At 59.0% G+C, this 13,784-nt stretch carries 21 protein-coding genes; 20 read left to right on the plus strand and 1 reads right to left on the minus strand.

The window, feature by feature from the left end; genetic code table 11:
* Positions 1-11: 11 nt before the first annotated feature.
* The 10 genes from PF66_RS31265 to PF66_RS31305 all read left to right on the plus strand — a co-directional run bounded on the left by PF66_RS31265 (position 12) and on the right by PF66_RS31305 (position 5,408).
* On the plus strand, positions 12-974 hold the full coding sequence (locus tag PF66_RS31265; RefSeq protein WP_054064898.1) for a hypothetical protein: 963 nt from the start codon (positions 12-14) through the stop codon (positions 972-974).
* Positions 964-1,755 carry a hypothetical protein gene (locus PF66_RS31270; RefSeq protein ID WP_054064847.1) on the plus strand — a complete coding sequence of 264 codons (792 nt, stop codon included), beginning with the start codon at positions 964-966 and terminating at the stop codon, positions 1,753-1,755. The genes PF66_RS31265 and PF66_RS31270 overlap by 11 nt, the downstream gene beginning before the upstream one ends.
* Entirely contained in the window at positions 1,755-2,096 is a 342-nt protein-coding gene (locus tag PF66_RS31275; RefSeq protein ID WP_054064848.1) for a hypothetical protein, read from the plus strand. Before PF66_RS31270 ends, PF66_RS31275 begins: the two co-directional genes overlap by 1 nt.
* Positions 2,093-2,563, plus strand: a complete 471-nt coding sequence (locus PF66_RS31280) for a hypothetical protein (protein ID WP_054064849.1) — start codon at positions 2,093-2,095, stop codon at positions 2,561-2,563. Before PF66_RS31275 ends, PF66_RS31280 begins: the two co-directional genes overlap by 4 nt.
* Positions 2,560-3,135, plus strand: coding sequence for a recombination protein NinG (locus PF66_RS31285; protein WP_054064850.1), 576 nt, complete (start codon positions 2,560-2,562; stop codon positions 3,133-3,135). Before PF66_RS31280 ends, PF66_RS31285 begins: the two co-directional genes overlap by 4 nt.
* Positions 3,132-3,812: a hypothetical protein gene (locus PF66_RS31290; RefSeq protein WP_054064851.1), complete on the plus strand. Its 681-nt coding sequence runs from the start codon at positions 3,132-3,134 to the stop codon at positions 3,810-3,812. Before PF66_RS31285 ends, PF66_RS31290 begins: the two co-directional genes overlap by 4 nt.
* A gap of 314 nt (positions 3,813-4,126) precedes the next feature.
* Entirely contained in the window at positions 4,127-4,312 is a 186-nt protein-coding gene (locus PF66_RS32535) for a zinc finger domain-containing protein (protein WP_081009965.1), read from the plus strand.
* Between the two features lie 8 nt (positions 4,313-4,320).
* Positions 4,321-4,659, plus strand: a complete 339-nt coding sequence (locus PF66_RS32540; RefSeq protein ID WP_152973135.1) for a 3-methyladenine DNA glycosylase — start codon at positions 4,321-4,323, stop codon at positions 4,657-4,659.
* Between the two features lie 160 nt (positions 4,660-4,819).
* Positions 4,820-5,143, plus strand: a complete 324-nt coding sequence (locus PF66_RS31300) for a hypothetical protein (protein WP_054064853.1) — start codon at positions 4,820-4,822, stop codon at positions 5,141-5,143.
* 1 nt (position 5,144) lies between these two features.
* Positions 5,145-5,408, plus strand: a complete 264-nt coding sequence (locus tag PF66_RS31305) for a hypothetical protein (protein WP_054064854.1) — start codon at positions 5,145-5,147, stop codon at positions 5,406-5,408.
* A 73-nt stretch (positions 5,409-5,481) separates the two neighbouring features.
* Here the strand turns inward: PF66_RS31305 and PF66_RS31310 are convergent, their stop codons facing one another.
* A complete protein-coding gene (locus PF66_RS31310) occupies positions 5,482-5,820 on the minus strand; it encodes a hypothetical protein (RefSeq protein ID WP_054064855.1) in 339 nt (112 codons plus the stop codon).
* Positions 5,821-5,887: 67 nt separating this feature from the next.
* Here PF66_RS31310 and PF66_RS31315 point away from each other — a divergent pair, with 67 nt between their 5' ends.
* The 10 genes from PF66_RS31315 (at position 5,888) to PF66_RS31360 (ending at position 13,751) form a co-directional block, all read left to right on the plus strand.
* On the plus strand, positions 5,888-6,496 hold the full coding sequence (locus tag PF66_RS31315) for a putative metallopeptidase (RefSeq protein WP_054064899.1): 609 nt from the start codon (positions 5,888-5,890) through the stop codon (positions 6,494-6,496).
* A gap of 31 nt (positions 6,497-6,527) precedes the next feature.
* Complete coding sequence (locus PF66_RS31320; RefSeq protein WP_054064856.1) at positions 6,528-6,989, plus strand: DUF2280 domain-containing protein; 462 nt, start codon at positions 6,528-6,530, stop codon at positions 6,987-6,989.
* Positions 6,976-8,274 carry a terminase large subunit domain-containing protein gene (locus PF66_RS31325; protein WP_054064857.1) on the plus strand — a complete coding sequence of 433 codons (1,299 nt, stop codon included), beginning with the start codon at positions 6,976-6,978 and terminating at the stop codon, positions 8,272-8,274. Before PF66_RS31320 ends, PF66_RS31325 begins: the two co-directional genes overlap by 14 nt.
* Before the next feature lie 5 nt (positions 8,275-8,279).
* On the plus strand, positions 8,280-9,674 hold the full coding sequence (locus PF66_RS31330) for a DUF4055 domain-containing protein (RefSeq protein WP_054064858.1): 1,395 nt from the start codon (positions 8,280-8,282) through the stop codon (positions 9,672-9,674).
* Positions 9,675-10,787 (plus strand): hypothetical protein, encoded by a 1,113-nt coding sequence (locus PF66_RS31335; RefSeq protein WP_054064859.1) that lies wholly within the window; start codon positions 9,675-9,677, stop codon positions 10,785-10,787.
* Between the two features lie 16 nt (positions 10,788-10,803).
* Positions 10,804-11,043, plus strand: coding sequence for a hypothetical protein (locus tag PF66_RS31340; protein WP_054064860.1), 240 nt, complete (start codon positions 10,804-10,806; stop codon positions 11,041-11,043).
* On the plus strand, positions 11,024-11,284 hold the full coding sequence (locus tag PF66_RS31345; RefSeq protein ID WP_241494492.1) for a hypothetical protein: 261 nt from the start codon (positions 11,024-11,026) through the stop codon (positions 11,282-11,284). Before PF66_RS31340 ends, PF66_RS31345 begins: the two co-directional genes overlap by 20 nt.
* A gap of 98 nt (positions 11,285-11,382) precedes the next feature.
* Entirely contained in the window at positions 11,383-11,604 is a 222-nt protein-coding gene (locus tag PF66_RS31350; RefSeq protein ID WP_054064862.1) for a hypothetical protein, read from the plus strand.
* 134 nt (positions 11,605-11,738) lie between these two features.
* Complete coding sequence (locus PF66_RS31355; RefSeq protein ID WP_054064863.1) at positions 11,739-12,527, plus strand: DUF6651 domain-containing protein; 789 nt, start codon at positions 11,739-11,741, stop codon at positions 12,525-12,527.
* Between the two features lie 75 nt (positions 12,528-12,602).
* Complete coding sequence (locus PF66_RS31360) at positions 12,603-13,751, plus strand: P22 phage major capsid protein family protein (RefSeq protein WP_054064864.1); 1,149 nt, start codon at positions 12,603-12,605, stop codon at positions 13,749-13,751.
* The last annotated feature ends 33 nt before the right edge of the window (positions 13,752-13,784 follow it).

Below are 13,784 nucleotides of genomic sequence, written 5' to 3' on the forward strand. Positions count from 1 at the left end.
GGAGGCCTGACATGCAGTACACCGTCACAATCAACCAGGTGAAGGCGCTTGAGTGGGGGCTGAACTCTCAGCAGGCCCTGCTGTTCGCCTTTGTCTATGAGTGCCCGAGCTGGGCCAACCCCATCAAGACCGATACCGGCATCTACTTCGCCTTGAGCAAGGCCAAGATCGTCGAGGAACTGCCGCTGCTCACCGAGAAGCCGGACACGGCATATCGACTGCTGAAGGCGCTGCGTGATGCCGGCCTGATTGAGCTTGCCAGCACTTCCAACATCACTTTGGTCCGCCTGACCGGGAAGGCCAAGGAGTGGAACCGCAAGATGGATGGGTCGGAAAAATATCCGACCTCTGATGCAGTCGAGGGTCGGAAAAAAATCCGATCCACATCGGAAAAATCTCCGAGCATGGTCGGAAAAAAATCCGAGACAGGGTCGGAAAAATCTCCGACAAATCAGGATACCAGTAATCAGGGTACCAATCAGGATACCAGTATCAGTACTGCGCCCCAGGCTGCCGCCAAGGTCGCCGGGCAGGTTGTCCCGTTCACTCCCCAGCAACCGCGGTGCGCAATCCCCGAGGACATGCCGGGCCCGAAAGACCCCGAGTGCAAGACCTACAAGACCTGGGCGAACTACGCCATGGCCTACCGCAAGCGTTACCACGGCGCGTGGCCGGTCTGGAACTCCAAGGTGGCAGGCCAGGTTGGTCAACTGATCGCTCGCCTGGGCGCTGATGTCGCTCACCACGTCGCGGCGTACTTCCTGACCATCAACGATGCCCGGGTCGTCACGAACATGCACAGCATCGGCGACCTGCTGGCCAAGGCCGAGGCCTACCACACTCAGTGGCTGACCAACCGCCAGATGACTGGTACCGCGGCGCGCCAGATCGAGCAGACCCAAACCAACATCAGCGCTGCCGAGCAGGCCCTGGAAGCGCTCCGAGCCAAGAGGGCCGCCGCCAATGCTGAATGACGTGCAGCAAGACCAATTGCTCCTTTCCCTGTATGCGACTGCGGAGACGATGGGGCAGCAACTCTCCCAGCCCGCTGCGCTGATGATGGTCGAGGACCTGTGCCAGCACACCGAACAGGCACTTGTCGCCGCACTGCGGGCCTGCCGGATCGAGGGTGGTCGGCTCACGACCGCGCTGATCCTGAAGCACGCTCAGGCGGCTGACGGGCGTCCGGGAAAGGACGAAGCCTGGGCGATCGCCATGACCACCCACGACGAATTCGAAACCGTTGTGCTGACCGATGAGATCCAACTGGCCCTGGCTGCGGCCAAGCCAGTGCTCGACGCTGGCGACAAGGTCGGCGCCCGGATGGCGTTCATCAGTGCCTACGAGCGTTTCGTGACCCAGGCCCGGGCGGATGCGAAGCCGGTTGGCTGGCATGTCTCTGTCGGTTTCGACGCAAATCGCCGCGTGCAGGCGATCACCCGCGCCGTGCAGATGCAACGGATCCCGCAGGAGCACGGGCAGAAGTACCTGGCAGACCTGAACATTGCGCCCGTCACTGAAGATGGCCGGGCCATCGCCGGCCTGCTGACTGGGACTGTCACCCGGCCCGCGGCGAATCTCCGGGAGAAGCTGGCAAAGGTGAAGGCGTCGATGCAGGAAATGCGTCAGGCAAGCGCCGAGAAGAAACTCGAAATGCAGATCGCTGCGGCCAACGACCTGGCCGGCCGCCGGGCGATGTTGATCAAGCAGGCCCAGGGCCTGGAGCAGAAACACGACACTCAGGAGGCCCACTGATGGACACCAACAAGATGCGCGAGCAGTTCGAGGCAGCGTTCATCGCTCAGCAGGTTGAAGCTTTTGGCGAATACTCCCGTGGCGGTGCCATCTACAGGCTCAAGCGCAACGGCGATTTCGACAAACCGCCTACGGCTTACGATCTACAGCGCCGCGAACAGGGTATGTACGACGAATATTGGATCGAAATGCTGTGGTGGGCCTGGCGGGCCAGTCGCGAGGCCGTGGTGGTGGAGCTTCCTGATGTGCTGGAAATCGGTGGTCCGCTCGGTATTCGCTATTTCACCGAGCGTGAGGTCCATAGCGCGATCGCGGCCCAGGGCCTGAAGGTGGCGCAATGACCGACAAGATCAGCGTCAACTGTCAGGCCAAGCTCTCCGAGGCCATCACACGGCTCAGCACCATGTTTCGCGACAAGAAGTTCGTCGTTGTGTCGCTGCGCCCCGGCAAGGACCGCACCCTGGACCAGAATGCCCTGTGGTTCGCCTTCTACAAGCGCATTGCAGAGATGACCCAGATCGGCGACGCCTCGGACGCCCGCAAGTACTGCAAACTGCACCACGGCGTACAGATCCTGCTGAACGAAGACCAGGACTTCCAGGCTTCTTGGTACCGCGTCATGCGGCACCTGTCCTACGAGGAAAAGCTGGACCTGATGGGAGATTGCAGGCTGTTTGGCCCGGACGGCATGCCGGTCACCAGCCTTTTCAATCGCGCCCAGGGCATTGCCTACACCGACCGCATCATTGCTGACTTCACCAAGCAAGGCGTGTTCTTCGGCGACCTGATCGGCGAGGCGGCGGCATGATCGAAAGGAAGCGACGCGCCAAGAAATGCGAGAACCCAGCCTGCGGGGTTTCGTTCGTGCCGCAGCGTCTCGGACAGAAGGTCTGCAACTACACCTGCGGCCTGGCTATCAAGGAAGTGAACCAGGACAAGGCGCGCAAGTCCCTGGCCCAGGTTGAACGCAAGGCAATCAAGGTTCGCAAGGAAAAGCTGAAGTCTCGCGCCGACTACGTGCGTGAAGCCCAGGTGGTGTTCAACCAGTGGGTGCGCCTGCGCGACGCCGCGCTTCCGTGCATCAGTTGTGGCCGGTACCACGCCGGCAAGTATGACGCTGGCCACTACCGCACTGTCGGCGGTAATCCTGAGCTGCGGTTCGAGCCACTGAACTGCCACAAACAGTGCGTTCCCTGCAATCAGCACAAGTCCGGCGACATCGTGAACTACCGAATCAACCTGGTGCAGCGAATCGGCTCCGACCGCGTGGAGTGGCTGGAAGGGCCGCACAGCGCTCAGCACTACACAATCGACGAATTGAAGGCCATCAAGGCCGAGTACAAAGCAAAAATCAAGGAATTGGAAGGGGAGGCAGCATGAACTACCACAACGTGATATCGGCGGTCGTGCGCGCCCTGGCGGCCGAGACGATCACCAGCGCCGGCGGGTGCGATTTCGAGCCGAAGGTGCAGGCCGCGAAGCTCAAGGGGGAAATCTCAGGGAAGGATGCCGCGCTGCTGGCCGACTGCATCGTGCACAAGCTATTGCATGCGCAGTTGAGCCCGCGCCACTGGAATGCTCTGGTCGCGAAGTACAGCACGCACCGCGGCCGGAAGATCGACTCCATCGGTCGACTGGTGTCTGCCGTGAAGAGCCCGGCGCCGCTTCGATTCACCCAGCAGGCCGTCCTGGCCTGGGCTGTACCGCAGCAGTCGAAGGGCATTCAGCGCAAGGCAGTCCAGGTAAAGGCGCCCGCGCACCGGGTGAGCGAGGAGGCGGGGCAGTGGGATTGGCGCAACGCAGCAGCCGACGCCAATGCGGCAAGGGCCAACAAACACTCCCAGGCGGTGGCCGAGGCGAAGCCCGGGGAAATGATCGTCTTGGTTGAATCGAACTACGACATGACAAACTGGGATTCGCAGGGCCTGACCGAGCGCACGTACCAACGCTGGAACAAGGCGATTAAGGATGCCCTGGAGTCGATAGTCGATGAGGCGCTGGTAGAGGCGCAGCACATGCTCGAGGCCGTTGGCGTGCTCACTGATGAGGCTGCATGAAAAAATTCGCAAAAGTGCTTGCGCTGCCATGTCGCCATGTCGCATTATTTGTCCATCCTGTCATTCCTGCGCGTGTTGAGGAGTGACGAAGAAAACCCGGTCGCCGAGCCGGGTTTTTTATTGCCCGCAAAAACACAAAAGCCCCGACATCGATCGGGGCTTTCTTTTGGCGCGGGAAAAATGAGGGCGACTCCGGAGGGTGCTGACACACCCCAGGGAGACGCCAGGTCGCAGAGTAGACCTGCAAGCCAGCCAAGGCCCTCACTGCTCGCGCGAGCGGGTCGGAGCCTAGCAGAATTCATAAGGCTTTGCAGATGTTAAAAGATTGCAGATGCGGTAAGTGCAGAAGACTACTCGCCCGGGTGGGCGGGTTTACAGAGCTCCAGATCAAATGTTCCCGATGCGGGACGTTGAATCATGTGAAGGCCACGAGCCTCGAGCGATCGCCTTTGAGCGACATGAAAGCGGAATCCTCCGCGAAACCTCATTCGACTCAATAGGTGAAAATATGACTGTACGTACACTGGGTAAACGCTTCAGAAATCCCCTGATCAATGGCAATGCAACCTTCATTGCGCCTCTGATCACCCCTCAGGAAAACGTGAACGGGATCATCCTCCGTTCGATTGTCGTCCAGAGCGGCACCGTGACCATCGGCCCCGGAGTTCCGGGTAACGGCACCGATCGATTCGATCGCAGCCACATGCGTATTCCAAACGGGATTACGCTCTATAACGACGTTATGGTTCCGGCTGGCATGGGCGTGTACCTGAACACGACTGCCAACTTCAACATTTCCGTGGAAATGTCTTGGGACGTGCTCAACGCTGACGGAACCGTTGCGTAACTCGCACCTAGTCTTCGCAATGACCAAGGTCCGGCTCTTGAGCTGGTCCATGTAACAAGCTGGGCTCTGCAAATGCAGGGCTTTTCATTCTCGGCCCCTTGCCGCACCTGTTGCCATGAATGGGTGCCCTTGGGGTCGTCCTATTTCTATGGAGAGACCAATGGCAGAACCAACGAGCACTGCCGCCAGCGTGGTGCTGGTCAAATACGGCGTGGTCATGGCTGCTTTCATCGGCTCGATCCTATCCCTTGGGTTTCTGAAAGACTTGACCCGTGGACAGGCGGTGACCGCTGTAGCCACCGGCCTCGGTTTTTCGGTTTACCTGACGCAACCAGTCACTTCCTGGCTGGCTCCCAAGCTTGACCTTGCGGTGACCGATGATTTGCTGTGCGGCGTGGCTTTCGTGCTCGGCCTCACAGCGATGAACATCATCCCGGCAATCAAGTCTGCGATGGGGGCGTTCGTTGCGACGCGAGGTGCCTAATATGAACAGTATCCTTGTGTCGGCGATGACCGCGCTGGACGCCTTTCTGTGCGTCCTCGTAGTTGTCGCTGCCTGTGAGTATCTGCGCAAGGTTCGCCCGGCCGATGAGCCGTTGCTCTGCATCGCATTCTACCTGGTAGCCATCGGCGCTTTCGGTGCGTTCATCACAGCTATCCAAGGTCACTGGGTCAACCCCTTCGGGGTGATGCTTCATGCCGGGGTGGTCCTCTACGCATGGGCTCGCCGCGGTTACGCCTTCAAGTAGTTGCACCACGTTTTCGAATGCGGCAGTTTGTGGTGCGCTCATAAGTGATCTCAAGGGCTTTTATGCGCAATGATCAATCTTGATCTTGGCGCTCAGTCACGACTTTGGGTTTCACCGGAAACCGGAGCCAGTCACCCTCCTGAACTGGGACGTTGAAGTTACTTTTCACTTCAAACGTTTGGTCTAGACGTTGGCAGGTGAGCTGAATGGTATGAGCGGTTTGCCAGCCGGGGAACGGTTTGCTTTCAAGGCAAAGCCAGCCTGTATGCATGATTTGATTCACGTTGTTTTCTCTGCCTACCCCAACATATAGAGAACGATCCCCTGGTTTGAATTCGGAAGCGATGCCTTGAAGTATTACAGGCTGCTCATATTGGGTGTGAACCACAACGTCGGCGTTTATGAATCTCATGCGGCACTCCTTGCGTTGGTTGATCCACACCAATACCGCCGGTGAGCCACTATTTCAAGGGGGGAGTATGGCAAGGCCCATGCCTCCGGTGGACCTGCTCGATCAAATGCTCACTGTGTTGCGTCCTGCTCCCGAAGTATGGGGATGGCTCCGAGCCGAGATACTCGCCGACACTGGCAGTATCCATAACGAGGACCATGCCCACCTGATTGATGCCGACATCCAGGTGATGTGGGCATCGTCCTGTTTCGAGAAGCAGGGCAGAACCGTCCTGGGCCAGGCCGAGCAAGTGGCATTCCGTGCTGGAGGTTGGCAGAAGGCCAGGATGGAGCAGCAGATGCGTGAGTGGTTCGGCGAGGTGCCGGCCTTCATCATCACCCTGGCTGCCGACTACTGTGCCCAGTGCTCCGACGCAGAGTTCTGCGCCCTTGTAGAGCACGAGCTTTACCACCTGGCGCACGCCACCGACAAGTACGGTCAGCCAGCATTCACCCAGGACGGCGCCCCGAAGATCAAGCTTCGTGGTCACGACGTCGAAGAGTTCGTCGGCGTGGTTCGTCGCTACGGTGCGAGCAACGACGTGCAGCGGCTCATCAACGCTGCGAGCCGGCCGCCAGAGGTGGCCAACATCAACATTTCGAGGGCCTGCGGAACCTGTCTGCTCAAGTTGGCCTGATCTGAGACAGGCATGAGACGGAACCCAATCTATGGCAGCCCTGAAAAGCGATGTGAAAGCCTTCATCGTTCAGGCTTTGGCGTGCTTTGACACGCCCACTCAAGTATCACAAGCCGTAAAGCAAGAATTTGATATCGACGTGACCCGCCAGCAGGTTGAGCAGCACGACCCAACCAAGCGCGCGGGTGTGAACCTGGCGGCCAAGTGGCGAACCCTGTTCGAGGACACCCGCAAGCGGTTTCGTGAAGAAACGGCAGACATCCCGATCGCCAATCGCGCGTTCCGTTTGAGGGCCATGAGCCGTTTCGTGGAAAAGGCCGAGTCGATGAAAAACATCGGCCTGGCCATGCAGATCCTCGAGCAGGCCGCCAAGGAGTGCGGCGACATCTACGTCAACCGGCAACCGAAGGTAGAAGAATCCCCCGACAACCTGGTGCCAAATCGCGTTCAGGTCGATGTGATCGATGCGAGGAAGCCAGATGCCGAGCCTTAACCGACCGCAGGCAGAGTTCCTGACCTTGCCGCACAAGTTTCGCGGTTTCGTTGCTGGGTTCGGCAGTGGCAAGACCTGGGTGGGTTGTGCGGCACTGTGTAAGCACGTCTGGGAGTGGCCCAGGGTCAACGCTGGCTACTTTGCTCCAACCTATCCGCAGATCCGGGACATCTTCTTCCCGACTATCGAGGAGGTTGCGTTCGACTGGGGGCTGAAGGTCAAGACGAAGGAGAGCGACAAGGAGGTCGAGTTCTACAGCGGTCGCCAGTACCGCAGCACAATCATCTGCCGTTCGATGGAGAAGCCGCAGACCATCGTCGGCTTCAAGATTGGTCACGCCCTAGTCGACGAGCTGGACGTACTGGCCGCGACCAAGGCGCAGCAGGCCTGGCGCAAGATCATCGCCAGGATGCGCTACAACATCCCCGGGCTGAAGAACGGCGTTGATGTGACAACCACCCCGGAGGGGTTCAAGTTCGTCTACACGCAGTTCGTGAAGCAGCTACGCGACAAGCCAGCACTGAATGACCTGTATGGGCTCGTGCAGGCCAGCACCTTCGACAACGAGCTGAACCTGCCAGATGACTACATCGCATCGCTGATGGAGTCCTACCCGCCGCAGTTGATCCAGGCGTACCTGCGCGGCCAGTTCGTCAACCTGACCTCCGGCACGATCTACACGGCCTATGACCGCAAGCTGAACGGATGTTTCGACACCGTGCAGCCGGGCGAGCCGCTGTTCATCGGTATGGACTTCAACGTGGGTCGCATGGCGGCGATCACCCACGTTAAGCGTGACCAGGGAATGCCCAGGGCGGTAGATGAGCTCATCGATGGCTACGACACGCCGGACATGATCAGGCGCATCAAAGAGCGCTACTGGCAGCACGACGGGAACGACTTCAAGAAGACCTGCGAGATACGGATTTACCCGGATGCTTCAGGCGATTCGCGAAAATCCGTCAATGCCAGCGTCACCGATCTGGCCATGCTTCGGCAGGCCGGCTTCCAAGTGATCGCTCCAGCATCAAACCCGCCGGTGAAAGACCGGATCAACGCTATGAACGCAGCGTTCTGCAACGCACAAGGCGAGCGACGCTACCTTGTGAACCCATTCACCTGTCCTACCTATGCCGACGGCCTGGAGCAGCAGGTGTGGGCCCCGAACGGGGAGCCTGACAAGACCGCAGGTATCGATCACGCGAACGATGCTGGCGGCTACTTCATCCACCGCGAGTACCCGATCGTTAAGCGGACTGCTTTCACCAACTCCTTGAGAATGTGACCTCCATGAGCAATGACCCAAGCAAAACGCTACCGGCAGTAGACGCCATGCGCGAAGACTGGGCTCTTGTTGATGCGCTGATGGGCGGAACCAAGGCAATGCAGGCTGCAGGCAAGCGCTATTTGCCGAAGTGGCCAAAGGAAGATGACGACGCCTACAGGGAGCGCCTGTCGCTGTCCACGCTGCTCCCGGCATTCAGCGAGACGGTCCAGAACATGAAGGGCAGGGTGTTCGCCGAGAACATTGTTCTTGGTGAGGATGTGCCTGAATCGATCAAGGCCTATGCGCAGAACTTCGATCGGCAAGGCAATAACCTGCAGGTCTGGGCTCAGCAATTGTTCACTGTCGGGCTGTCCCATGGCCTTTGCCACGTGCTGGTTGATTACCCGAAGACGAAAGACGAGCAAGGTAACTCTGTTGTGCGTACCGCGGCGGACGAGAAAGCCGCCGGCGTTCGCCCATACGCAGTGATGATCCACCCTCAGCAGGTCATTGGGTGGCTCAGCGAAGAGAAGGGGGGAGAGTGCTCGTTATCTCAGTTCTGGTACGCGGAAGCCGTCGAGGAACGCGCTGGTGATTTCGGTGTGGCTATCATTCCGCAGATCAGGGTGTTAGTCCCTGGTGGCTGGAGGGTGTACCGCAAGATCGAGGACGCCAGCGGCAAGAAGGAGTGGACCAAGGTTGATGAGGGTGCGAACACGCTCTCTGTCATCCCGTTGGCTACCTTCTACACCAAGCGTACGGGCTTCATGACCGCAACGCCGCCGCTATTGGAGCTGGCACACCTCAACAAGAAGCACTGGCAGTCCCAAAGTGATCAGGACAACATCCTTCACGTCGCTCGGGTACCTATGCTGATGATCTCTGGTATCGACGACGATGCTTTCGAGCTCAAGGTCGGGACTAGTTCAGCGACCAAGCTGCCCACTGGTGGCGATATGAAGTGGGTCGAGCATACGGGGGCTGCCATCGAGGCCGGGCGCAAGTCGTTGGAGGACCTTGAAGACCAGATGCGTATCGCCGGCGCCAAGCTGCTCCAGAAGGACAAGCAGACCACCAAGACTGCGACCCAGGCTGAGGAAGAGGCTGCCCAAGAGATGAGTCCGCTGCAAACCATGGCCGGGCAGCTTGAGGACACGCTTGATCAGGTGCTGCAGTTCTTTGCGCTCTGGAAAGGGGAGAAGGAAGGCGGCCACGTGAAGGTGAATGGCAACTTCGACGTGGACTTCGCGCCGGAAACCACTCTTCCACTGCTGCTCAACATGGCAACCCAGGGTCGGCTCTCTGACGAAACTCTGTTCAATGAGTATAAGCGCCGCGGCGTGGTCTCGGATGACATTGAGTGGGAAGTCGAGAAGCAGAAGATTGCCGACCAGGGGCCAGCACTCGGGGCTCTCTAAATGGCGACGGTCAACGAGATTCTTCAGGACGAGCATATCGCCCATGCGGTATCGCTGGAGCGTTATAAGCTTGGCGTGGTGCGGCGCATCATCGCTCAGTTGAATCGGTCGGATGCCAGCCTATCGGCAGCACTGACCGAGGCCCTGGAGCGGATGCCTGCTGAATTGTTCACTGTTGAGCGCCTGGAGCTGCTGCTTGACGAGGTGAGGGCGGTTAACGCACAGGCCTATGACCAGGTGTTTAAGGCGCTCAATGCTGACCTGCAGGAGCTTGCGGGCTACGAGGCCAACTGGCAGCAGACATTGTTTCAGCATGCGCTGCCGGAGCCCGTACTTGTGCGCTTTCCGCTGGTGAGCATCGGCTCTGAACAGGCCTATGCAGCCGCAATGTCTCGGCCGTTCCAGGGGCGTCTGTTGCGTGATTGGGGCAAGCAGGTAGGCGCTGAGCGCATGGTCAAGATTCGCAACGCAATCCGATCCGGCTACCTTGAGGGTAGAACCACCGATCAGATCATCCGTAGCATTCGCGGCACCAGGGCGGCCGGCTATGCCGACGGTTTCCTTGAGCGGCCTCGTAAAGACCTGGCAGCGGTTGTACAGACGGCCGTGAGCCACACTGCGGCGACGGCGCGTGAACAGTTCGCTGTGGCAAACAGTGAGATCCTGAAGGCCGAGGATTGGCTCAGCACCCTAGACACGAAGACCTCGACCGACTGCATCATCCGGGACAAGCTTTCGTATGAGGTGGGTACGCATAAGCCGATAGGGCACAAGGTTCCGTGGCTGCAAGGCCCAGGACGGATTCACTTCTGCTGCCGCAGCACTTCGACGCCGCGAACCAAGTCATGGCGAGAGCTCGGTATTCCGGTTGACGAGATGACGCCAAGTCAACGAGCGAGCATGGACGGTCAGGTGCCGGGAGATACCACATACACAACCTGGCTTGAGCGACAGTCGGATGCGCGCAAGGCCCAGGTGCTTGGGCCAATGCGGTACCAGCTCTACAAGGACGGCAAGAACCTTGAGGATTTTTACTCCCCTACGGGTGAATGGCTGACCTTGGAGCAGATCAAGCAGCAGGACTCCCAGGCATTCGCTAAGATGGGCTCATGACCAAGGAGGATTTGCCGTGGAAGTCTTGTTGATCGGTGGTACCAATGGTCGGAGGTGGGTAAACATTTCCGATGGCGACACTTTTATTGACGCACCAAAGCTAAGGACTGGGTTCCAGACAGCGGTAGGCGGCGATCTGGGGAGCGAACGCTATGTGCGCCAGGAAGTAGCTGGTGCAAACGGCAAGACGAGGTCTTTTTTCGTCATTGAGGGCGGTGACGTCATTGATCTCCTTTTTGAGTTTTATCGTGGCTGATAAGCCGCGCTTCCATGTGATCCAAGGATCTCCAGCTCCCGATAATTCGGTTGAGCAGGTGCGCAAGCGTGTGCGTGCGATGCCCAAGCCTGCTTATATGGTCCAATGCCACCGGTGCGGCGGGCGCGAGTTCATCGAGACGAAAATCGGCATGCTGATGAAGAATGGCAAACTGACTGGTGGGACAAAGCAACTGCTCTGCGTTGGCTGCCTGCTTCAAGGGGAGCGGGTGGTGCTTTGACCTTTCACGGCTATGAACGATTCGTCGAATGGACGGTGCATTCAGCATGGGGGCAATGATATACAGAGGCTCCTAAAACTGTTTCAGAGGATGTTCAAATGGATATTGCATCAATCCTTGACAATACGGCTGTTGGGTCAGCATTTACGCTGTCTCCGCAAAAGCAGAATGTGTCGCTCCAAGATTTTCAATCTGTGGTCCGTGAGGTTCGCCGCCTTCAGAAGGAAGGTTTTGTGTCTGTTGTTAAAGAGCACAGCGAAAGCTCCTCCGGGCACGATTATGTTGATCTGCTCATAGCCGAAAAGTTAAGAAGTCTGTAATCGACCAGCCTCAAATACGAGTATCAAACAGCCCTGGCATCCGCCGGGGCTTTTTTATGGGCGCGACTCCGGATGGATAGCGCCGCACTGGGCCGGATGGCCCGCCGGATGGGCGGATGCCCGGAGATGAACCAATGAAACTGAAATTCGACGAACAAGGTCATGTGGTTGTGCAGGATGGTAAGCCGGTCTACACGCACGATGATGGTAAGGACGTGGCGTTTGACGCGCCGTCGGCCGTATCCAAGATCACTGCGCTGAACGCCGAAGCCAAAGGGCACCGCGAAGCCAAAGAAGCCGCCGAGGCTCGCGCCAAAGCATTCGAAGGCATCGACGATCCTGAAAAGGCCCGTGCCGCACTGGCAACTGTCGCGAACCTCGACGCTGGGCAGCTGGTACAGGCCGGCAAGGTGGATGAAATCAAGCAAGCTGCCATCGCGGCCACTGAGGAGAAGTTCAAGGCGCAGGTGTCCACGCTTACTGAACAGATCAAGACCGTCACCGCGGAGCGCGACACTACCACCGGGATTCTCTACCAAGAGAAGATCGGGAGCGCCTTCGGCCGATCCAAGTTCGTCACCGACAAAATCGCCGTTCCACCCGACATGCTGCAAAACACCTTCGGCAAGGCTTTCAAGGTCGAGGAGGGCAAGGTTGTGGCCTATGGCGACGATGGCAACAAGATCTACAGTCGCGCGCGCCCTGGCGAGCTGGCTGACTTCGACGAGGCGCTGGAAGCCCTGGTCGAGCGCTATCCGTACCGCGACAACATTCTCAAGGGTTCCGGCGCCAATGGCGGCGGTGCTCCGAACAATGGCGGCAAGGGCGGCGACAAGAAAACCCTTCCCCGAGCTGCGTTTGATGCGCTTGATCCTGCCGCTAAGGCCGATCATGCGCGCAATGGCGGCACGGTTACTGACTGACCAAAGCCGCCGGGTGTTGCCCGGCAAGTAATCAATGCCCGCCACTGAGCGGGCTTTTTTGTGGAGAAAGCCAAAATGGCGAGCACCCTCAACGGCCTTGTGCCGGACCTGTACGAAGCACTGGACGTTATTTCGCGAGAGCTGACAGGCTTCATTCCAGCGGTATCCCGTGATTCGTCTGTTGCTCGAGCTGCTATCGGCCAGGATGTACTGGTTCCGATCACCAGCGCAGAAGCTGCTGCTGACAACATCCCAGGAGTGACCGCACCAGACACTGGTGATACCGCAGTCGACAACGTCGCCGTGGCCATCACCAAGAGCAAGCATGTTCCGGTTCGCTGGAATGGCGAGCAAACCAAGGGCCTGCAAAATGCTGGTACCTTCTCGTCGATCCAGGCTGATCGCTTCTACCAGGCGATGCGCACGCTGGTTAACGAAATCGAGAAGGATCTCTGGCTCGAGGCTTATCGCAACGCCTCCCGTGCGTTCGGTACTGCGGGTACCACGCCTTTCGGCACGGCGGCTGACCTGTCCGACTTCGCTGGCGTGCTGGGCATCCTGGAGCAGAATGGCGCGCCCACCAACGACCTGCAACTGGTCCTGGGCCACTCGGCCATTGGCAACATGCGTGGCAAGCAATCCGGCCTGTTCAAGGTCAACGAGGCCGGCTCCAGCGACATGCTGCGCAACGGCATGACTGATCGCATCATGAACATGGCAATCCGTCATTCCCACCAGGTGGGCCGGCACGTCAAAGGTACTGGCGCCGCGTACGTGACCAACGGCGCTAACGCTGTAGGTGCGACCAGCATCGCTTTGGCGACCGGCTCTGGCACTGTCCTGGCTGGTGATATCGCCACCTTCGCGGCTGACAGCGATAACAAGTACGTCGTCGGCACCGGTGTTGCGGCCCCGGGTACCATCACCCTGAACAAACCCGGCTCGCAGATCGTCATCCCGACCGGTAACGCCCTGACCCTGGGCAGTTCGTACACCGCGAACGTTGCGTTTGCCCGCTCGGCGATCGTGCTGGCCACCCGTGCTCCCGCAATGCCTGAGGGCGGTGACTCGGCGGACGACGTGATCACCATCACCGACCCACTGACCGGCCTGTCGTTCGAGATCGCGGTTTACCGCCAGTTCCTGCAAACGGCCTACCACGTCCGTCTGGCATGGGGCTGCCGCGCGATCAAGGATGAGCATATCGGCCTGCTGCTCGGCTAACTCAACCACAACGACAGCCAGGGGCTTCGGCCT

Origin of the sequence: Pseudomonas asplenii, from assembly GCF_001293465.1 — a bacterium.
In the GTDB taxonomy this organism is placed as follows: Bacteria; Pseudomonadota; Gammaproteobacteria; order Pseudomonadales; family Pseudomonadaceae; genus Aquipseudomonas; species Aquipseudomonas fuscovaginae_B.